General features: G+C 57.6%; 19 protein-coding genes. 8 read left to right on the top strand and 11 right to left on the bottom strand.

The window, feature by feature from the left end; translation table 11 throughout:
• Window positions 1-8 precede the first annotated feature (8 nt).
• Both H598_RS0103990 and H598_RS0103985 read right to left on the bottom strand, forming a co-directional pair.
• Window positions 9-275, bottom strand: coding sequence for a DUF4212 domain-containing protein (locus H598_RS0103990; protein ID WP_028111850.1), 267 nt, complete (start codon window positions 273-275; stop codon window positions 9-11).
• 340 nt (window positions 276-615) lie between these two features.
• Window positions 616-1,215: a thiol:disulfide interchange protein DsbA/DsbL gene (locus H598_RS0103985; protein WP_028111849.1), complete on the bottom strand. Its 600-nt coding sequence runs from the start codon at window positions 1,213-1,215 to the stop codon at window positions 616-618.
• A 234-nt stretch (window positions 1,216-1,449) separates the two neighbouring features.
• Between H598_RS0103985 and H598_RS0103980 the strand changes: the two genes are divergently transcribed.
• Window positions 1,450-1,839, top strand: coding sequence for a hypothetical protein (locus tag H598_RS0103980; RefSeq protein WP_028111848.1), 390 nt, complete (start codon window positions 1,450-1,452; stop codon window positions 1,837-1,839).
• Between the two features lie 36 nt (window positions 1,840-1,875).
• Here H598_RS0103980 and H598_RS0103975 read toward each other — a convergent pair whose 3' ends face one another.
• Entirely contained in the window at window positions 1,876-2,535 is a 660-nt protein-coding gene (locus H598_RS0103975) for an SIMPL domain-containing protein (RefSeq protein ID WP_028111847.1), read from the bottom strand.
• A gap of 81 nt (window positions 2,536-2,616) precedes the next feature.
• Between H598_RS0103975 and H598_RS0103970 the strand changes: the two genes are divergently transcribed.
• Window positions 2,617-3,237 (top strand): helix-turn-helix transcriptional regulator, encoded by a 621-nt coding sequence (locus tag H598_RS0103970; RefSeq protein ID WP_028111846.1) that lies wholly within the window; start codon window positions 2,617-2,619, stop codon window positions 3,235-3,237.
• Here the strand turns inward: H598_RS0103970 and H598_RS0103965 are convergent.
• From H598_RS0103965 to smc, 6 genes are all read right to left on the bottom strand, one after another.
• Window positions 3,213-4,028: an NAD(P)H-binding protein gene (locus tag H598_RS0103965; protein WP_028111845.1), complete on the bottom strand. Its 816-nt coding sequence runs from the start codon at window positions 4,026-4,028 to the stop codon at window positions 3,213-3,215. The two genes, H598_RS0103970 and H598_RS0103965, sit on opposite strands and share 25 nt — an antisense overlap.
• Before the next feature lie 7 nt (window positions 4,029-4,035).
• Window positions 4,036-5,268, bottom strand: coding sequence for a cyclic di-GMP phosphodiesterase (locus tag H598_RS0103960; RefSeq protein ID WP_084144313.1), 1,233 nt, complete (start codon window positions 5,266-5,268; stop codon window positions 4,036-4,038).
• 38 nt (window positions 5,269-5,306) lie between these two features.
• On the bottom strand, window positions 5,307-5,729 hold the full coding sequence (locus H598_RS0103955; protein WP_028111843.1) for an Mpo1 family 2-hydroxy fatty acid dioxygenase: 423 nt from the start codon (window positions 5,727-5,729) through the stop codon (window positions 5,307-5,309).
• A gap of 285 nt (window positions 5,730-6,014) precedes the next feature.
• A complete protein-coding gene (gene ligA, locus H598_RS23275) occupies window positions 6,015-8,039 on the bottom strand; it encodes an NAD-dependent DNA ligase LigA (protein ID WP_035415212.1) in 2,025 nt (674 codons plus the stop codon).
• An 80-nt stretch (window positions 8,040-8,119) separates the two neighbouring features.
• Window positions 8,120-9,085 carry a cell division protein ZipA gene (zipA, locus tag H598_RS0103940; protein ID WP_028111842.1) on the bottom strand — a complete coding sequence of 322 codons (966 nt, stop codon included), beginning with the start codon at window positions 9,083-9,085 and terminating at the stop codon, window positions 8,120-8,122.
• 23 nt (window positions 9,086-9,108) lie between these two features.
• Window positions 9,109-12,558, bottom strand: a complete 3,450-nt coding sequence (gene smc / locus H598_RS0103935; RefSeq protein WP_028111841.1) for a chromosome segregation protein SMC — start codon at window positions 12,556-12,558, stop codon at window positions 9,109-9,111.
• A 159-nt stretch (window positions 12,559-12,717) separates the two neighbouring features.
• On the opposite strand from smc, the gene cysZ reads away from it, so the two are divergent.
• Complete coding sequence (gene cysZ, locus H598_RS0103930) at window positions 12,718-13,473, top strand: sulfate transporter CysZ (protein ID WP_028111840.1); 756 nt, start codon at window positions 12,718-12,720, stop codon at window positions 13,471-13,473.
• Window positions 13,474-13,503: 30 nt separating this feature from the next.
• Here cysZ and H598_RS0103925 read toward each other — a convergent pair whose 3' ends face one another.
• Window positions 13,504-14,052 carry an isochorismatase family protein gene (locus H598_RS0103925; protein WP_028111839.1) on the bottom strand — a complete coding sequence of 183 codons (549 nt, stop codon included), beginning with the start codon at window positions 14,050-14,052 and terminating at the stop codon, window positions 13,504-13,506.
• Between the two features lie 230 nt (window positions 14,053-14,282).
• Between H598_RS0103925 and H598_RS0103920 the strand changes: the two genes are divergently transcribed.
• From H598_RS0103920 to H598_RS0103910, 3 genes are all read left to right on the top strand, one after another.
• Window positions 14,283-15,404, top strand: coding sequence for an alkene reductase (locus tag H598_RS0103920; RefSeq protein ID WP_028111838.1), 1,122 nt, complete (start codon window positions 14,283-14,285; stop codon window positions 15,402-15,404).
• A gap of 127 nt (window positions 15,405-15,531) precedes the next feature.
• A complete protein-coding gene (locus tag H598_RS0103915; protein WP_035415210.1) occupies window positions 15,532-17,784 on the top strand; it encodes a carbohydrate binding family 9 domain-containing protein in 2,253 nt (750 codons plus the stop codon).
• A 108-nt stretch (window positions 17,785-17,892) separates the two neighbouring features.
• Window positions 17,893-18,672, top strand: a complete 780-nt coding sequence (locus H598_RS0103910) for a hypothetical protein (RefSeq protein WP_028111836.1) — start codon at window positions 17,893-17,895, stop codon at window positions 18,670-18,672.
• A gap of 19 nt (window positions 18,673-18,691) precedes the next feature.
• Here H598_RS0103910 and H598_RS0103905 read toward each other — a convergent pair whose 3' ends face one another.
• Window positions 18,692-19,063 (bottom strand): winged helix-turn-helix transcriptional regulator, encoded by a 372-nt coding sequence (locus H598_RS0103905; RefSeq protein ID WP_028111835.1) that lies wholly within the window; start codon window positions 19,061-19,063, stop codon window positions 18,692-18,694.
• Between the two features lie 103 nt (window positions 19,064-19,166).
• On the opposite strand from H598_RS0103905, the gene nfsB reads away from it, so the two are divergent.
• The gene (nfsB, locus tag H598_RS0103900; protein WP_028111834.1) at window positions 19,167-19,823 is read left to right on the top strand and encodes an oxygen-insensitive NAD(P)H nitroreductase; all 657 of its coding nucleotides are present in this window, start codon (window positions 19,167-19,169) and stop codon (window positions 19,821-19,823) included.
• 201 nt (window positions 19,824-20,024) lie between these two features.
• Entirely contained in the window at window positions 20,025-20,510 is a 486-nt protein-coding gene (locus H598_RS0103895) for a MarR family winged helix-turn-helix transcriptional regulator (RefSeq protein ID WP_028111833.1), read from the top strand.
• Window positions 20,511-20,576 lie beyond the last annotated feature (66 nt).

The following is a 20,576-nucleotide window of genomic DNA, read 5'->3' as shown; positions in this document are numbered from 1 at the left end:
ACGCTCTCCTAGTCTTCCTGAACCTTGTACTTCTTATCCAGGGCATTCATTTTCGCTACGTACACGAAAATCAGCGCCACAAAGACGTAGATAGAGCCCTGTTGCGCAAACCAGAACCCAAGCTTAAAGCCGAACAACTTGATGCTGTTCAGCGGCTCTACCAGTAAGATGCCAAAGCCAAAGGACACCACAAACCAGATCACCAGCAGCGTCAGCAGCAGTTTCAGGTTTTCCTTCCAGTAGGCATTGGCCGATTCGTTGTTTTCGAACGCCATAATTGCTCCCCGTTATCTCTTCTTGTAATAGCGATGCTAGGCAGTAACTCTCTGGCCTGTGCAACTGTCCGCGCGCCAAGGTGATGCGAACCTTGGCAAGCGCCGACAACGCCAGGCCAGATGATTAATGTGATCTGCATCTCGACGGTTCTACACTAGCAAGGGGGAAGCGGTGCGCCTCTGAGACCTTAGTCTAAGGGCGGATTGTACTCGAATGAGAATTGAGCTTTATTTCTATAAAAACAAAGAGATAGCGCTATTTTCGAGGGGGTTTAGAGGGGGCTAGACTTTGGTCGTACAGAGAGTAAAAACGCCAGGAATGTTTCCCTGGCGCCGGTCATTAGCCTTTTGAGATTAAGTACTTAATCAATTCAACATAGTCACCCAAGGTTCGGCCGGGATTGACCACCATGTATTTGCCGTTCACCAGCACCGACGGCACCCCGCGGATTTGCGACAGCGTGGTTCTGGAATCGCCATCGGCGATGGCCAGTTTCAAATCGGCACTGTCGGCGGCTTTGTCATAGGCCTCGGGCGTTACCCCGTAGCTGACGAAGAACTGCTTCAGTTGCGCTTCGCTGGTAAACGGCTGGCCCAGACGATGAATCTGGTTGAAGAACGCCTGGTGCATCTGTTCGTTGGTGCCCAGAATCTCGGTCAGATAATAGCCCTTGGCAGCCAGTTTCCAACTGTCACGACCAAAGCCAACCGGGGTACGCTTCAAGGTCACCTCGTCACCCAGAGCCGCCATGATCTGTTCCAGTGCCGGGTCAAACTTTTCACAATGACCGCAGTTGTAAGAGAAAAACTCCCTCACTACCGGCGTACTGGTCTCGGACAGGCCGTTAATCACCTTATAGTGAACCCCCTCCTTAAACTCCTGTGCCGACGCGGCAAAGGCACTGAACATCATCACTATGGCTATCAATCTTGCGAGCACTGGTTTCCCCTCTCTGTTGTGGTAGCGGCAAACGCTTGCCATGCCGGCTTGCCGCTTGGTAATCGGTTGTGGTTTCCCGTTGCATCAATGTTAACCCACTCACGGGTTTTGGCCAAAATTCGATTCTAAAACGGTTAGTTAAGCTCTGGCACACCTCTTGCTATAAACTCCTGAACCCGGTGCTGCGGCAATGGCCGTCACCGCTTCACCCCTTTGACCTACGGGAACCGGTCTATGCAAATCAATAACAATCAGTTGATGCCGGCATCGCCATTGAAAACCACGGCGACCGCCATTGGTCAGGAGGCCAAAAACGCCACCTCCACCGCCAATGTTCATAAACAGCAGTTCGACAGTGAACTCAACAAACTGGTGGAGCTGAACCAGGAAAAATCCGCCGCGTTCATCAAAAGCGCCCAGCAGGCGATGAACATGCAAGGCAGCGGTTCACTCAGCAACCTGATTGGTGGTGGCAGTGCCGACCTGGAAGACCTGGCGGACAAGATGAATGACGTCCGAAGTGGTCTGGCAGATCGACAGCAATCGATGATCGCCAACCCCGGTTCCGGCAGCAACTCGCAGTTGCTGTCGATGCTGGGCCAGGCCCGCTCGGCACTGTTGTAACCTGACGGGTGGCGGCGGCGCGGCCGCCCCCATCCGTTAATCTTCCAGCGCCACCTTCAAGGTGATGGTGGTAGATATCGCCTGACCACCAGGCTGATAACTGCTGTCTGCGGCCATCCGCTCCATGGCCATCATCGGTCTCGGCATGGCACCGTGTTGTTCACTCATGGACAGCACTTCACCCAAGCTGTTGCCACTGGCCTTGGCCATCAAACCGGCTTTGGTCCAGGCATCCTCATAGGCTTTGATCAGCAACTGCTGTTGTTGCTCCTTGGCACTGCTTGACCAGTAACTGGGGTTATCCAACTCCGTCACGCCGTGTTGCAGCAACAGCGCGATCCACTGCCCCGAGTCGCCGGCATCCAGATCCAAACCAACACTGCGTGAGGCGCGATAGCCCACCAGGGTACGGTTGCGATCTTCATACTGATATTCCGGCATCACCCGCAATGAGCCGGCGTCCACCTGCTCCTTGGTGATGTTCTCGTTACGGAACAAGGTCAGCAGCGCGGCCACTTTCTCATCCACCAGGCGCTTGGCCTCGACCGGATCACTGGCCACCTCCTCCACTCTCGATTGCAGATGCACCTTGTCTACCTGGACCGATGCCTGGGCGCTGCCCGTGACCTCGACCCAGCGTTCCCCGGCCACCGCCGTCAACGGCAGGGCCAACAGCAGCCAAAACCATGGTTTCATCGTGCTCTCCTTTTATAAAGCAATCATTTAACTATTTAACGGCAACGAGTACCATAAGACTTCACCGTCAGGGAGTCCGCCATGTCCTCATCTCAACAGCAACTGCTATCACTGCTCAAACGCCTGGGACCCAGTGCCATCGCACCTCTGGCCAAAGCGGTGTCGATGACCACCATGGGAGTCCGCCAGCATCTGGACAAGCTGGAACGACAAGCGCTGATCAGCCATTTCGATAAGCAGCAGGGCAAAGGTCGTCCTACTCGACACTGGCATTTGACCGAAAAAGGCCATCAAAGTTTCGGAGATCGGCATAATGACATGGCAATTCAACTGATTACCGGCCTGATCGCGCTGCAAGGTGAGGCAGCCATGACCGAGTTGTTGCGCCATCGTAACGATCAGCAACTGGAACTCTACCGCCAGAAACTGAGTATGGACGAAGCGCTGCCGCAGCGACTGGAGCAGCTGGCGCGCCTGCGCTGTGAAGAGGGCTACATGGCCCGCATCGAGCCGGACGGCGATCAATGGTTGCTCATCGAAGACCACTGCCCCATCTGTAGCGCCGCCAAGGCCTGCCAGGGGGTGTGCCAAATGGAGCTGGAACTGTTCCAAGCGCTGCTGGCACCGGCCCGGGTCATTCGAACCCAGCATATTCTCGAGCACCAGCCCCGTTGCTGCTATCGCATCAGTTCCGGCAGTTGATAGAGGTCGTCGTAGCGATACTGCCAGTTCAGCTCACGGCAGATTCGGTTGCCATTGCACCAGCGCGGAGAGTCCTGACTCATCACAAACTGCGGTTGTTGCAGCCCTAAAGCCCGGGCACAAAAGCGGTAATAGTCGGCGCGGCTGGGGTGATGGGGACTGGCCAGGTTGTAAGTCCGTCCCCAGGCTCGTTGATCGATCACCGCGTAGATGGCGGCTATCACATCATGGCGGTGCACCAGGTTCACCGGCTCCAGGCCGCCGGCAAGCTGCTGCTTGCCCGCCAGGAAGCGGCCGGGGTGGCGGGCACCGCCCACCAGCCCGCTGAGGCGCAGCACGGTCGCCTGGCCGTCAAACTGTTGCCGGAACAGACGCTCGGCATCCAGCATGATCAGGGACCGGTTGGAATCATCGGTATCACTGCCTTCATCCACCCAACCAACCTGGCCGCCATAGACACTGGTGGCACTGGTAAAGAGTGCCTGTTGAACTCCGGCCGCTCGAGCCGCAATCAGAAGCGGCTGAAGCCGCTGCCAGAATGGCATTGACTGCTCGCCCCGGCCCGGCGGTACGCACACCACCAGCACCTCGATACCGGACAACAACTCGGCGCTTACCTCACCGCCGTCCAGCTCCAACGGCTGGGCAATGGCGCCCTGTGCGGTCAACTCGTGTAACGCCTCGGGCCGACGGGCCGTTGCCACCACGCGATGGCCACGCGCAACCAAATGGGCCGCCAAAGGCGCCCCCAACCAACCGCCACCGGCGACAAAAATGGATTGTTTGTTCAAGCTGTGTCTATCCTGTCAATGAACTGATGCCCAGATAGTCGAGAACCGACGTCTCCAGATCCTGCGGTTTTACCGCTTCTTCAACCTGCAACTTCAGTGCTTCTAAGGTCACCACCGGCGCCTCCCGCCTCGGTACTGTCTGGTCAAACAGCATCACCCGGTAACTCAGCGCGCCACCGGTGTCGGTGCCCATGATCTTTGCCAATGTGCCGTCGCTGAGGCGCACCAGGGTTCCTGGCGGATAGATCCCCAGAGTTTTCACCAGCAGCTGCAGGTAATCGGGGTTGAGTTTATCTTTTTTGAATTTAAATAAGAAGGCCAGCGCCTGGTTCGGTAACAACTGTTTGTGACTGCCGTTAACCAGGGCATCGTATTCGTTGGCGATGATCAGCATCTGCGTCAGCGGGCAGATCTGGTCGCCCTTGAGCCCTTGGGGATAACCACTGCCATCGAGCATCTCATGGTGATTGGCCACCATCTCCCGAATGCGGCGGTGACCCAGCGCCGCCCCCTTAAGCATCTCTAAGGCCAACTTGGGGTGGGCATCCACGAAGCTCTGCTCCGCCTTGGTCAGCGCCAGGCGCTTGTTGAGAATGCTGTCTGGTACCCGCCGCTTGCCCACATCATGAAACAGCGCCGCCAGGGCCAGCAACCGAATCTCGGCGGTGTCGATGCCCGCCGCCCGGGCCAGTACCATGGACAGAATACAGACGTTGATGGCATGGAATTGCAGCCCGCCGTTGCCCTGATTGGCGGCCAGCAGTTGCAGCACCGGCTCCTGGCCATGGGTGTCCAGTTGTTCCAGCAGCAGCTCTACCGCCGAGCTGGCCTCGGCAAAGGCGCGATCTGGCGAGGAGTTCAGGTGCGCATAGGCACTGCGAAGCAGATCCAAGGCTTTCACATAGGCCTGTTCTACCTTACGGATCTGGCGGTGATACTCGATGCTGGCCTGACGCTGGCGCTGTTGCTGCAACTGCGCCTCGGTGGGCTTCGGCGGCGGCGGCACTTTTTGCGCCTGAGTTTTGGACAAGGGTGTCGCCAGGACGCTGGCCTCGGTGCCACTGCGACTCTGGACAAACACGTACTCCAGGCCCAGGTTGGCGATCAGGGCAATCTGCTGCGGATCCTTGATGGTAAACTTGCTAAACAGAAACGGGTGCTCTTTCCAGGCCAGCGGCAAACGCACCGACTGTCCCACCGCCAATTGCCCTATGGGTACCCGTATCTCCTTTACTGCCATACCTACTCCGCACCTTCACTCCCGACAACTGGGGAGGACTAATAGTGCCAGCCGCGTTTTCTGAACACGAAACCCAGCAACCAGATGGGCCCAATCAGCAGAAACTGCACATCCTTAAAGAAGCTGGGTTTCTTGCCTTCCACATGGTGCCCGTAAAACTGCCCTATCCATGCCAGCACAAAGATCACCGCACAGATCATAAACAGGTTATTCAAGTTACTGATAATTAATAACATAAACCCAGTCACTAAGGCCATAGCTATTGCAATATTGCGAGACAGGTTGAGATAGAACACCAGCGCGACGGCCACCAGCGCCCAAGTCAGCAGCGGCGACAGCGCCCACAACGCCCCAAGCACGCTGAAAGTGATTAACGGCACACAGATCCAATGAATCGTTTTGTTGGTCGGATTGCGGTGGCTTTCACCATACTCCGCAAACCACTGTTCGATGGTTTTCATAGGCTATTCTTTTCCTTCTCTTTTTAATCCATTCCGCCCGCTCCCTATTCGGGCTGCTTCTACATTATCTTAGCCCGGCAACCATTAACAGAAATTTCACATCTTTGCCCCCACGAGCTCGGCACTGACCATGGGTCGCCGAACGTCGACGGTGACTTGTTTCGCCTGGTTCAAATCCAGCAGCAGTGCCACTGGGCCTCACCGGCGCGGTGCGCCAGTGCAACGAGTCTTATGGCATAAAAAAACCCGCAGTAGCGGGCTTTTGTATCGATTCAAGGTCAGACATCAGCCATTGAGCAGCGCCACCAACCCGGCTTCATCCATCACCTCAACCCCCAGTTGCTGAGCCTTGGTCAATTTAGAACCGGCCTTTTCACCGGCCACCACGCAGTGCGTGTTTTTGGACACGCTGCCGCTGACCTTGGCCCCGAGGGCTTCCAGGCCGGCTTTGGCCTCGGTTCGGGTCAACTGGCTCAAAGTACCGGTCAGTACCCAGGTCTGGCCCTTCAGGGGCTGAGCGTCTTCGCTGATCTGCTCGATCTCAGGCCAGTGCACGCCGCCACGAGCCGGATCCACCAATGCCTCAATCACCTGCTGGTTATGGGGCTGACGGAAAAAGTGATGAACGTGGCGAGCGACGATATCACCCACATCATCCACCTCGATCAACGCCTCGACGTCGGCCTCGGCCACCGCTTCCAGGCTGCGGAAGTGACGAGCCAGGTTGGCGGCTGTTGCCTCGCCAACTTCACGAATCCCGAGTGAATACAAGAATTTCGGCAGCGTTGTCAAACGCGCGTCTTGCAATGCAGCGACCAGTTTCTGAGCCGACTTGGTGCCCATGCGTTCCAGCATGGTCAGGGTCGATGCACTTAGGGTAAACAGATCCGCCGGGGTCTCCACCAACTCCTTGTCCACCAGTTGATCGACGATCTTGTCACCGAGGCCATCCACATCCAGCGCCTTGCGGGAAGCAAAGTGCTTAATCGCCTGTTTGCGCTGTGCCTGACAATAGAGGCCACCGCCACAACGGGTCACCGCTTCCCCTTCCAGGCGCTCCACTTCGGAGTCACACACCGGACAGCGGCTGGGGAACTCGATGGCACTGGCGTGCTCGGGGCGACGCTCAAGAACCACTGACACAATCTGAGGGATCACGTCACCGGCACGGCGGATCACCACATGATCATGCACCTTCACCCCAAGGCGGGCGATCTCATCGGCATTGTGCAAGGTGGCGTTGGACACGGTCACGCCACCGACAAACACCGGTTTGAGCCGGGCAACCGGGGTAATGGCGCCGGTACGCCCTACCTGGAACTCCACCTCTTCCAGCTCGGTGATCTCTTCCTGGGCCGGAAACTTACTGGCAATGGCCCAGCGTGGCGCTCGGGCGACAAAGCCCAGCTGTTTCTGGCTGGCAATGCTGTCGACCTTATTGACCACCCCGTCGATCTCGTACGGCAGTTGCTGACGGCGGGACAAAATATCCTCAAAATAGGCGATGGCATTTTGTTGACCGGTCACCAGCTTAATCTCAGGTGATACCGGCAAGCCCCAGCCCTTAAGGGTTTGCAGCTGCTGATAGTGGCTGCCCGGTAACGGAGTGCGTTCGTGCTCCACCACTCCCAGGCTATAGGCATAAAAACTCAGCGGGCGGGTGGCGGTAATTTTGGAGTCCAGCTGACGCAGGCTACCGGCCGCGGCGTTTCGAGGGTTGGCAAAGGTCTTCTCCCCCTTGGCCAGCGCCCGTTCATTAAAGGCATCGAAACCGGCAGTCGGCATAAAGACCTCGCCGCGCACCTCCAGTACCTCGGGGTAATCGTCGCCATGCAACACCAGCGGAATCGCCTTAATGGTGCGCACATTTTCAGTGATGTTCTCACCTGTGGTGCCATCACCACGAGTGGCAGCCGACACCAGTTGGCCCGCCTCATAGATCAGGCTGACCGCCAACCCGTCCAACTTGGGCTCACAGCAAAAGGGGATCGCTTCGTCCCCCACCAAGCCAGAGACCCGCTCGTAGAAGGCGATAAACTCGTCACTGCTCATGGCGTTGTCCAGAGACAGCATTGGCACCCGGTGAGTGATCTGGCTGAACTTATCCAACGCCTGTCCCCCCACCCGAGTGGACGGAGAGTTGGGCAACCTCAGCTCCGGATGCTGTTGCTCCAGTTGCTGCAACTGGCGCATCAAACGATCGTACTCGGCATCGGGCACCGTGGGCGCATCCATCACATAGTAGGCGTGGTTGTGGCGCTCAATCTCTTGACTCAGCTGTTCAATGGTGTGTTTTATCGATTCGGTCATAACTAATCAGGCCGCATGACGCGGCCTTTATCTGAATTGGCGGTGACGCGGCCAGGGGCCGCACCAGTAAAAAAGCGGGGTCAGGCCGGCTGGCTGTCGAACTTCTGAATCCGATCCATGTATCGATCTTTGCTCAGCTCGTCCCAGGGTTGGTGGGAGTCGTTCAGTACCTGGCCATTGTGCATGTCTGCCAACGCTTGGGCGGCGCCCAGCATCATCGAGAATCCGACGGTCTCGTCACATTGATTTGGCAGGGTCATAAACAGCGACACCCCTTCGGTCTCAAACTGCTCCATGGTGTCGGGTTCAAAGGTGCCCGGATTGACCATGTTGGCCAGGGAGTACATCACCGGGCCACGCCCGGCGCTGTCCTGGTGGCGATGGAAGATGTTCATTTCGCCAAACTTCATCCCCAGAGTCAGGAAATTATGCAGCAATTCGGCGCCCTGAAGCAGCTCGCCTTCGGCGGCAACCACATGCATCACCAACACATCTTCCGGAGCGTGTGCCACGGCAACAGGCTCCGGCTCGGGCTCCGGCTGTTTCAGCTCTTCGGCACTGAGCAGCGGCGCCATCTCATCGGACTCAGCCACGGCCTCCTTCGCATCCGCATCGGGCGACTCCGCGGCCAGTCCCAGCTCTATCTGCTCACCCTGAGGCTCCGCCTTGGTCACTGGCTTGCGTGTCGCCTTGGGGGCTTCCGGCTCCGGCTCAGGTTGTTGCAACTCCTGATCGGCAAACAGATCCGGTTCCACCCGGTCGGCACAGGTATTGACCACCGGCTCCATGGACAGGGTCGGTTCCCGCTCCTGCGGTTTCACCGTTGGCTCGGCCGGGCCTTCGTGAGTGCTGATGGTGCGCACCCGGCCAACGCCATCGGCATCAAACCCCTGGGCATCGACACTGCGCTCGGCGTCTATGGAGGACATTGGACGAGCCTTCATCTTGCGTGGCTGTTGCCTTCGAATCGACCACAGACCATGGGCCAGCAAGCCGACAATCGACAGCAATCCAACGACAATTAAAATAATCCGAAAATCATCCATACTGATGCTAAACCTTGTTGTTATTACAATTGAGCCATTGCAGCGGCTTCTTCTACGTTAACGGCAACGATGCGTGACGCGCCTGGCTCATGCATGGTTACCCCGGTCAGCTGGTCAGCCATCTCCATACTGACTTTGTTGTGACTAATATAAATAAATTGCACCGTCTCCGACATCTCTTTTACCAAACGACAGAAACGGCCGACGTTGGCGTCGTCCAGTGGTGCATCGACTTCATCCAGCATACAGAACGGCGCCGGATTCAGACGGAAAATCGCAAACACCAATGATAAAGCGGTCAGCGCCTTTTCACCACCGGACAACAGGTGAATCGTGGCATTTTTCTTTCCTGGCGGCCGAGCCATGATGGTCACCCCGGTCTCCAACAGGTCATCGTCGGTCAGTGCCAGATAGGCACTGCCGCCACCAAACACCTTGGGAAATAACTCGCCCAAGCCGCCATTGACCTCATCAAAAGTGGCCTTAAAGCGCTGACGGGTCTCACGATCGATCTTGCGGATCGCCGTCTCTAACGTCTCCAGCGCCTCGGTTAGATCCTTATCCTGTTCATCCAGGTAGGTTTTTCGCTGTGACTGTTGCTCAAACTCTTCGATGGCCGCCAGGTTGATGGCGCCCAGTCGCTTGATTCGTTCCCGCACTCGGGCCAGCTCCTGCTGGCACTGCTCCACCGCCGTATCCGCCGGCAGTTGCTGCAGTACCTGCTGCAGGGACACCTCGGCTTCAGCCAACAGATCCAATTGGCCCTGAGCCTGAACCCGCAGGCCTTCGTGCTCCATCTTCAGCTCGGTAATGGTGTCCGCCAGCGCCGTCAGCCGTTCAATCTGGCCACGGTTGGCGTCATTGATGCGGGCAAGACGTTGCTCGACCTCTGCCAGTTGTTCATTGACCGCGGCGATCTGCTGTTCCTGTTGGTGACGCTGCTCCAGCCCCAGTTCCAACGCCATCTGCCATTCACCCAAGGGCTCCAGCAACGCCTGCTGAGCCTCCTCGGCCTCTTCCAGGCGACTCTGCCAGATGCCGGCATTCTCCTGCTGCTGAGCCAGCTGCGCCTCGATGCCCTGGCGACGGGTCATTAACGTCTGCTGCTCCAGCGTCATCGTCTGCAACTGTTGCTGGCGCTGCTGCAACTGCTGACGCAACTGGCTGACTTCGGCAGAGGCGCGGCTGCAACGATCTCCGTCACGTTCCGATTGCGCCCGCTGCTCCTGCAACTGCTCCGCCACCAGCGCTTGCTGCTGCTCCAGCTCCAGGCCTTGCTCCACCAGGGTTTCAGCGGTTTCCTGCAGCTCCATCAGCTGCTCTTGGGCCTGTTGGCGTTGTTGCTGCTGATGCTCGCATTGGTGCTGCAATTGCTGCTGACGCATCTGCGCCTGCACCAGGTCACTCTGGCCCTGTCGCCACTGCAGCTCGGCGTCAGCCAATTGTTGCTTAGCCTGGCTGTGCTGCTGCTCGGCGTCGGTCAACAGCCGCTGCTGGCGCTGTTGCTGTTGCTCCGCTTCAGACACCAACTCGGTCAGCGCCTGCAGCTCCTCCGCCAGGTTCAACACCGACGGTTGGCTGTCTCCGGCGCGGCGACAAAAGCCATGCCCCATCCAAAGGCCATCTGGCGTCACCACACTGTGGTCACTGTCCAGCTGAGTCAGGCGCTGCCTGGCCTCGGCCACAGAACCGGCACAATGAACCCTGGCCAGCCAAGGAGACAGATTCAGTGGCGACACCACCTTGGCCAGTAGGCTGTCTGGCGCCACCGCGGCCATGGATTCACTGGGCTGCAGCGCGGTCACCGCAGCAGGAATACCGGTCAGGTCGCTGCCGTCTTCGGCCACCACCGCCTGCAGCAGCGACGACAACACCAACTCCAGCGCTCCCTGCCACTGGCTGTCTATCTCCAGCTGCTGCCACAGCCGTGGCAGCCCATCATAGGGCACCGGTAACGACTGTTTGAGGCCAGTCAGCAAGGTCTCGATACCATGACGGCGGGCCTGGCGTTCGCCCAGTTGCTGCTGCGAAGACAGCAGCTGTTGTCGGCCTTGCACCACGCTCTGCTCGCACTCGGCCAGCCATTGCTGACGCTGGCGTTTATCTTCTTCTGCCTGAGCCTGCTCCGACGTCAGTTGCTCTTGTCGTTCCAGCGCCTGCTGCAGCTGACTCTGCAGCTCTCCGTCTGAGGCGGGCATGCGAGCCTGAATCCGTGCCTGCTGTTGCTGTAGCTGGGTCTGCTCACGGCCCAGCGCCAGACGACGCTCGCCGATAACGTCGTGTTGCCGAGTCAGCTCCGAGACCTTCTGCTGCTGCAGTTGTTGCTGTTGCTGCTGAACCAGCGCCTGTTCCTGACAACTCTCCAGCTGCTGCTGCAGCGACTGCAGCGCTTCGCTGGCCATCTCCAGCTCCGGCTCCAACCCTTCGGTTTGCTGGTCCAGATCATCGCGTTCTGCGCTCAGTCGAGCGCGCTGCTGGGCATCCCCCGCCAGTTGTTCGGCGGTGCGTTCGCGCTCTTGCTGCAACTGCTGATGCCGCTGCTTACCGTGAAGGATCTGTTGCTCCAGCCGGGTGACATCACTGCTGATGCGATACAGTCCCTGCTGCTGTTGCTCCAGTTTGGCCTTGAGATCACTCTGAGACTGCTCCAACGTCATCAACGCGCTCAGGTCGCCCTGCTGCGTCTCCTGACACTGACGATGTTCGGTCTGCTTCTGTGCCAACTGGGTTTCCAGCACCGTCATGCGATCACTGACATCGCGCCAGCGCAGCGCCAGCAACTGATTCTGCAGGGTGTGCTCGTTGGCTTTGTGATTGCGGTAACGACGGGCGGCATCGGCCTGGCGCTGCAGCCGTTCCAGTTGCTGGCCCAGCTCGATGCGCACGTCTGCCAGTCGCTCCAGGTTTTCCCGGGTATGCTTGATGCGGTTTTCCGTCTCCCGCCGCCGCTCCTTGTACTTGGAGATCCCCGCCGCCTCTTCGATGAACACCCGCAGCTCCTGTGGCCGCGACTCAATCAAGCGGGAGATCATCCCCTGTTCGATGATGGCATAGCTACGTGGCCCCAGGCCGGTGCCCATGAAGATGTCGGTAATATCACGGCGGCGACATTTGTTGCCGTTAAGAAAATAGCTGGATTGAGCATCACGATTGACCTGACGCTTGATGGCCACCTCTTTAAAGATGGCAAACTGGCCTCCCAGGCGCCCCTGCTCGTTGTCAAACACCAGCTCAACACTGGCCAGCGAACTGGCAGGTCGGGATCCGGAGCCATTAAAAATCACGTCGGTCATGGCATCGCCACGCAGATTTTTAGCGCTGCTCTCCCCCAGTACCCAGCGAACGGCGTCAATGACATTGGACTTGCCACAGCCGTTGGGACCGACAATGGCGGTCATCTGAGACGGGAAAGGGACTCTGGTGGGATCGGCAAATGACTTAAAACCCGCCAGTTTTATCTGCTTGAGTCGCATGCGGCGATTAAATTCTCAACAATTTCAAGGGAAAAGCTCAATAGGGCACTGTATCAAATGCCGCCCGCTTTTGTAACAGCCAGCAACAACCCGGTTGTTGACCTTTTACGCATTTAGCACTCAAAATGGGGGTAACTATCGATTATTTCAGCAGAGTTTATGAATCAATCTGTTATGCCAGAGAGCGCCAGCGGCGCCAGTTACTTCATCAAAGGCTTTGAGCTCATCCGCACCAAGGGCCTGCGACGCTTTGTTCTGGTCCCGCTTAGCATCAACCTGGTGTTGTTTGCTGCCGCCTTCTACTGGCTGTTCCAGCAACTGTCCGGTTGGATGACCCAACTGATGGCCAGCCTGCCGAGCTGGCTTGACTGGCTGGACTGGGCCCTGTGGCCCCTGGCGGTGGTGACGGTGCTGGTGGTGTTCTCGTTTATCTTCAGTTCCGCCATGAACTGGCTAGCAGCGCCATTCAACGGCATTCTGGCAGAGCAGGTAGAACGGCGACTCACCGGGAAGAGCGTCAACGACGATGGTTTTGTAGACGTCATCAAGGACATTCCGCGGGTGTTGGGGCGTGAGTGGCAGAAACTGAAATACTACCTGCCGCGGGCGCTGGTGCTGTTGCTACTGTTCGTGGTGCCCGGAATCGGCCAGACCGTAGCGCCGGTGGTGTGGTTTATGTTCAGCGCCTGGATGATGGCCATTCAGTACCTGGATTATCCGTTCGACAACCACAAGATTCACTTTGGGGAGATGCGCACCGCCATCGGTGCCAGAAAAGGCCCCTCCTTCACCTTTGGTGCCGCCGTGGCGGCGTTTGCCATGATCCCCATCGTCAACCTGGTGGTAATGCCGGTGGCCATCTGTGGAGCCACCGCCATGTGGGTGGACAAGTTCCGCAACGACATCATTCGTTAACCAAGGGGCCGTCAGGCCCTTTTCGTTGACTCAAGGCAGAGATTTTACCAGCGGCAGAATGGCGCCAAACGCCTCATGGTTGGCATCCTGCATCAGCTCATACAGCGCCATCTCCACGCTGGTCAATGCCACCTTTGATGCCGACAATCGCGCCAGCGCCAGTGCCAGATTAGCCGGATCTCGACTTGAGACCGCATCGCTGACCACCTCCACCTCATAGCCGGCCTGCTGCATGCCTCGAGCCGTCTGATAGACACAAATGTGGGCCTCGATGCCACACACCAGCCATTGGCGGCAATCGTGCCCCGCCAGGGCACTGAGCACCGCCGGTTCGCGGCAGCCATTAAAACTGTGTTTAATCACCGGATGGCTGTGCAGCAACTCCGCTGCCAACATCGGATGGGTCGGCCCCAGGCCGACGGGGTTTTGCTCCAGCCACAGCACCGGCCGGTTTAAAAGCCGCATCGCCTGCAGCAACACCCTCAGCCGCGCCAGCACCGCTTCACTGTCATGAACCTTTTGAGCCAGTCGCCCCTGCACATCCACCAACACCAGACCAGTCTGATTCAACTCCAGCATCTTCGCCTCCTGCGCGCCGTTTCCCCTCTGCAAGCCAACCGCCTAATGGCTCAATTATTCGCCAGCTTGTCACTCCGTCGCCCAAGAGGCAAGCCTGAAGGCAGTCGGGGAAATCGCCATTTATTCAGCCTGAGTAAAAAGTGATTTAGATATGGCGCCAATTATTTAATTTCAGCATAAACCTATACTGGCGTCATTGCCTCATAGGCCCCCTGATACCGGAGAACACCATGTCCACTTCCCCCCTGTTTCACCCTCTGTCCCTCGGCGAATTGACCCTGCCCCAGCGGGTGGTGATGGCGCCAATGACCCGCTCCCGCACCGCACAGCCCGGCGACGTTCCTACGCCAATGATGGCGGAGTATTACGGCCAGCGTGCCGGGGCCGGACTGATCATCAGCGAAGCCACCCAGATATCGCCGCAAGGCAAGGGCTACTCCTTTACTCCCGGAATTTACTCCCAGGCACAGATCGACGGCTGGAAACAGGTCACCGATGCCGTACACCACAACGGCGGTCGCATCTTTCTGCAGCTGTGGCACGTTGGCCGCATGTCCCACCCATCGCTGCATGCCGACGGTCAACCGCTGGCGCCATCCGCTCTGGCCCCCGATGCCCAGGTCTGGATTGTCGGTGACGATGGCATCGGCCGCATGCTCGACTGCCCGGTTCCCCGCGCGCTGACCACCGACGAGATCCACGCCACCGTCGAGGATTACCGCCAAGCCGCCCTCAACGCCATGGCCGCAGGGTTTGATGGCGTCGAGATTCATGGCGGCAATGGCTACCTTATTGACCAGTTCCTGCGCCGCAGCGCCAACCAACGGACCGATGCCTATGGCGGCAGTCAGGCCAACCGCATCCGCTTTGTGACCGAGGTAACCGAGTCCATCAGCGACGCCATCGGCGCCGACAAGGTCGGAGTGCGACTAGCGCCCTTTATTACTCAACGGGGCATGGATGACAGCGAAGCCATCGACACCATCTTGTTGGCCGCCGGCGAATTTAACCGTATTGGCATCGCCTACCTACACCTGGCCGAAGCCGACTGGGACGACGCCCCCACCGTTAGCCTCGGGTTCCGACGCGATCTTCGAGCGGCCTTCAGCGGCGCGATTGTGGTGGCGGGTAACTACCACAAGGCCTCCGCAGAAGCCTTGATAAACGAGGGATTGGTGGACGCAGTCGCCTTTGGCCGTGCCTTTATCGCCAATCCGGATCTGCCATTTCGAATGCAGCGGAATCTGCCATTGGCCGACATCGGCGACCCGTCGACCCTGTTTGGCGGCAACCATAAAGGCTATACCGACTACCCGGATTATCATCAACAACTAAAGCAGAGCTTGATCTAGATACGCCGTCCCGTTACGACCGGCTGTTCAATAACGCAAAAGTAACAATTCCTTACCAGGGTAACTCGAGGAATTCAGCGCGCTATGGCAACATGGCGCAGCCTTCTTGTTACATGGAATCAACACAATGCCCATCCGCTTGGCAGCACTGATAATACTAATAAGCTGCACCCATTCCGCCCTCGCCGCCATCGAAGTTCCTAACCACCAGGGGCCGATCCAAATCGACGGTAAACTGGATGAGCCGGCATGGGCCCATGCCCGCCAGGTCGAACTCACTATCGAAACCCGGCCGGGAGAAAACACCCCGGCGCCCGTCACCACCCAGGCCTGGCTGACCGCCGATCAAGACACCTTGTACGTGGCCTTTGAAGCCCTGGACCCCGATCCCTCCGCCATCCGTGCCAACCTCAGCGATCGCGACAAGGCCTGGGGTGACGACATGGTGGGGATCAAACTGGACACCTGGAATCAGGGCCGATTGGCCTACCAGTTTTTTATCAACCCCTATGGCGTTCAACAGGACTCCATCGAAAACGAGCTCACCGGCGAGGAGAGCGATGCCTGGGATGGCATCTGGTACAGCGCCGGCCTGCAAAATGAGCGCGGCTATGTGGTTGAAGTGGCACTGCCACTGCGGATGTTCAATTTCGACGACAGTCATCAACAGCAAACCTGGGGCATCGAGCTGGTCCGTTTCTGGCCCAGAGACAAGACCTACCGCCTGTCCAACACCGAGCTGGATCGCAACGTCGCCTGCACCCTGTGCCAGATGAGCGAAATGACCGGCCTGAGCAACCTGACCGCCAGCCGCCAGTTACAGATCACCCCGTCACTGACCCTGAGGCGGGACGAGGAGCGCGCCAGCCCACATCAACCATGGGAGCAGACCGACAAGGTCGATCTGGGCGGCGACCTGCGCTGGAACCTGACTCCCGACACCCTGTTTAACCTGACCATCAATCCCGATTTCTCTCAGGTGGAAGCCGATGCCGGCCAGCTGGACGTTAACACCACTTTTGCCTTGTTCTTTCCGGAAAAACGGCCGTTTTATCTGGATAACTCCGACCTGTTTGACACCTACAGCACCCTGATCCACACCCGTAACCTGGCCGAACCGGAGTTCGGTACCAAGCTCACCGGCGGCCGCGGTGACCACAGCTTCGCCCTACTGCAAACCCGCGATGAACAGACCAACTTCCTGCTGCCGGGCAACCTCAGTTCCGACATCGCCGGACTGGACCAGCGATCCGATAACCTGGCCCTGCGTTACCGCTATAACCACAGCGATCAACTCAGCATCGGCGCCATCTCCACCGGTCGACAAAGCGATGACTACCACAACTACACCTTCGGCGTGGATGGCCGCTACGACTTTAGCAGCCAGACGTACGCCGAACTGCTGTTGGTAGGGTCAGACACCCGCTATCCGGATGATTTAGCGGATCAAACCGAGGGCGAACAGGCCAGCCGCAGTCGCCAGGGTGAACTGCGCGGTTACCATTGGGTGGCGGAGATTCAACACCAATCCCGCAATTGGGACGGATTTGCCCTGTATCGCTACATCGACGATGAGTTTCGTGCAGACCTGGGGTTCGTGGAGAACACCGACTGGGGCAAAGGGGTAGCCGGTGGCGGACACACCTGGTACCCGCAACACGGCTTCTTCCATAAAGTGCGTCTCGGTGGCGACGTGGATGAAACCCGCAACAATAACGGCGAGCGGCTGGAACAGGAGAACGAATTCCGTCTCAGCGGTGAAGGACTGTATCAGAGCTACCTGGCCCTGTGGGGCGTCTCTCGCGAGCGTCGCGGCCGCCGCGAACGGGAGGAGGATCTGGCGGTGGAAGGCAACGCACCGATGTTCGATGAGACCTTTGCCGGAGTGGACATCGAATTTGTTCCCCGCGGCGATCTGGAGTTGGAGCTGCACCTGACCTACGGCGACGACATCGATTTTGCCAATAATCAGCTGGGGACCCGCACCCAAGTTAACCCTTACTTCAAATGGCAACCGCTGCCGCAACTGGTGGTGGAACTGGACCATCTGTGGCGGCAATTAGCGGTGGACGGCGGCACCCTGTTTACCGCCAACCTGTCGGATCTTCGCCTGAGCTGGCAATTCAATGTGCGTAACTTCCTGCGCCTGACCGCCATCTATCGCGACATCGAGCGCGATCCCAGCCTATATCAATACGATCAGGTGGATCCAAACACCCGTAAGCTGTCCACCGAACTGCTGTACGGCTACAAACTCAACCCGCAAACGGTGTTTTACGCCGGCTACGCCGATGGCCGCTTTAACGACGGCATCGACGACAGCATTGAGCAACTGGATCGCAGTGTCTTTGCCAAGTTCAGTTACGCCTGGTTGCTGTAGCCCGAACTCAATAGCGGGCCAACATAAGCTTGATATAACTTAGGAAAAATGCATAGAGTAGGCTGATCGCTCACGGACGAACACTCCCCTATTGATAAAGGACTATCGATGAATACACACGCCATGGTTATGGCCATGGCACTGCTTACCAGCAGTGCCCACCTCTACGCCCAAGACACTGTCGTCATCGACGGAACCGTGACCGACCGTCACGGCAAAGCGGTACCTCTGTGCGACGTAATCTTTAATCCCAGTGGCTTTATCGCTGACGACTCGCTGTACTTTAAATGCGATGCCAACGGCCGCTACCGGGCCGAGATTCCGGCTGGGCACTACAACTCGCTGTACAGCCTCGACCTGCCCCAGTATGCCAAAACTCAACTGGAGTTCTGGGGCTGGAACCTGCAACTAACGGAAAACCAGACCATCGACATTGCCTTCGACACCATCGAAGTGTATTCGTTGGCGGTATGGGCCAGCAATGGCGGTTCCCAATCGTTGTTTGCTGCCTTCAGGCCGATGCACCTGGCCGCCGCCAAACTGCCCCGCCTCTACTACAAAAACGTCGACGGCACCCCTAAGGCGATAATGGACATCTCACCCACGCTGACCAAAGGCGACATTCAGGCCAGCATTGACGGAGAACCCGTGGCCCTGATCGATTTTCATTGGAGTTACGAACATACCGGGCAGTGCAGCGCCGGCAAAGATTCGCCGTTTTCGGAAAATGAGCCCTGCTACATGCCGATGATCATCGCCCAGTTCCACAAACCCAAGCTGGCCCCGGGAAAACACCTGCTCAGGGTGCGCATTCAAGACCATCTCAGCAAAGAGATAGGCGAAGGGGTGACCCACTTCAGCAGCAATTCCATGGGTCTTGGGTTTTAACCGCAGTCACGGCCATAAGCTAGGCCGGAGCGTTCGCCTGCTGGCGCAATATGGGCAAGGCATGCTCCTCGCCCCACTGCTTTAACGCCAGCAGGATTGGCTCTAGCGACGCCCCGGTGGCGGTCAGACGATACTCCACCTTTGGTGGTACCACCGCGTACACCTGTCGATGCACCAAGCCCGCCGCCTCCAACTCCCGCAGTTGCTTGGTCAGCATTCGCTGTGTCACCGAGCCTAAGCGTCGTTTCAACTCATTAAAACGCAGTGTCCCACCGAGCAGATGATACAAAATCATCCCCTTACCTTTGCCACTGAACAACTCCAGACTCGCTTCTACCGGACAGCCTTCTCCGGTATAGATTTTGCTGCGGCGCTTTTTAACAGTATCCATTTTGTACCTATGTATCACAGTTGTGCGTACTTGCTTTAAACGTTGGCACACCTATTATACCTCCACCAGCATCAGTTAAACCGATCATCAGGAGATCGAACCCATGAACCTTATCGACGTTGTACAGACTCGCTACTCAACCAAAGAGTTTGATGCCAATAAGAAAATTCCCGATGAACTGTTCCAGCAGATCAAGGCGCTGCTGCGTTACAGCCCGTCCAGCGTAAACTCTCAGCCGTGGCACTTTGTGATTGCCCACTCCGATGAGGCCCGCGCCACCCTGAGCAAGGGGACCCAGGGGCTGTACAGCTTCAATGAGGCCAAGGTTCTGAACGCCTCCCACGTGATCCTGTTCTGCGCCAAAACCGGAATCGATGACGACTACATTCAACACTTGCTGGAAACCGAAGATCAGGACGGCCGTTTTGCCGAGCCGGCCTTCAAGGAGACGGTCAACATGGGCCGCACCATGTTCATCAACATGCACCGCTTCGACCTTAAGGATGCCCAGCACTGGATGGAAAAGCAGGTATACCTGAACATGGGCACCGTACTGTTGGGCGCGGCGGCTCTGGGCGTGGACGCTCTGCCTATCGAAGGCGTGGATACCAAGGTACTGAACCAGGAGTTGGGGTTGCTGGAACAAGGCTATTCGGCGGTGGCGATGGTTGCACTGGGCTATCGCAACGACTCGGATTTTAATGCCGAGTTGCCAAAATCACGCTTACCGGAAACCGAGATCTTTACGCTATTGCCCTAATCCGACACGGCATTGAACCAGGCGGCGCTGACTCAGCGCCGCTGCCACACACGACCTCTCAGCACCCCGTTTTAACCGTAAAACACCGAGCCACCGTGGTTTTTTCCGCTCTTTCCCCTGTCTGCAATGAGTTATCAATTGTGTTCTGGTGAGTGACAGATATACTCGGCCGATAACACCGTTTTTTTACTAACTACCGCTATGTCTGACTCACAATACTGGCCTGAAGTCCTGGTTGAACTGCGCCGTATCATTCGCGCCACCGACCTGCAATCCAAACGAATGATCAAGGCCTGTGGCCTGACCATCCCTCAGGTGATGGTGCTGCGCTCCATCGACACGCTCGGAGACGTGACCGTTCGGCGCCTCTCCAATGAGGTGTCCCTGAGTGCCGCCACAGTGACCACCATCCTGAACCGACTGCAGGATCGCGGCTTTATTGAAAGGGTTAGAAGTCAAACCGATAAACGCATCGTCAACGCCAGGCTGACCCCGTCCGGCACCGACGTGTTGGCCTCGGCCCCCCCACTGCTTCACGAAAAATTCATCGACCGATTTGAAAACCTCAAAGAGTGGGAGAAAACACAAATTCTTTCATCATTACAACGTGTTGCATATATGATGGACGCCGAAAACCTGGATGCGGCGCCGCTGCTGGACATTCAATCTCCGAATCTGGAAAAGTAGAACTCTGATCATTTAAAGGCGGCCCAGGCCGCCTTTTTTATTGCCCCTTGGTCAGAAACTAATTTG

It is taken from the genome of Ferrimonas kyonanensis DSM 18153 (assembly GCF_000425405.1).
Taxonomy (GTDB): Bacteria; Pseudomonadota; Gammaproteobacteria; order Enterobacterales; family Shewanellaceae; genus Ferrimonas; species Ferrimonas kyonanensis.
The sequence above is the reverse complement of the archived record's forward strand: the minus strand, read 5'-3'. Positions and strand labels throughout refer to the sequence as shown.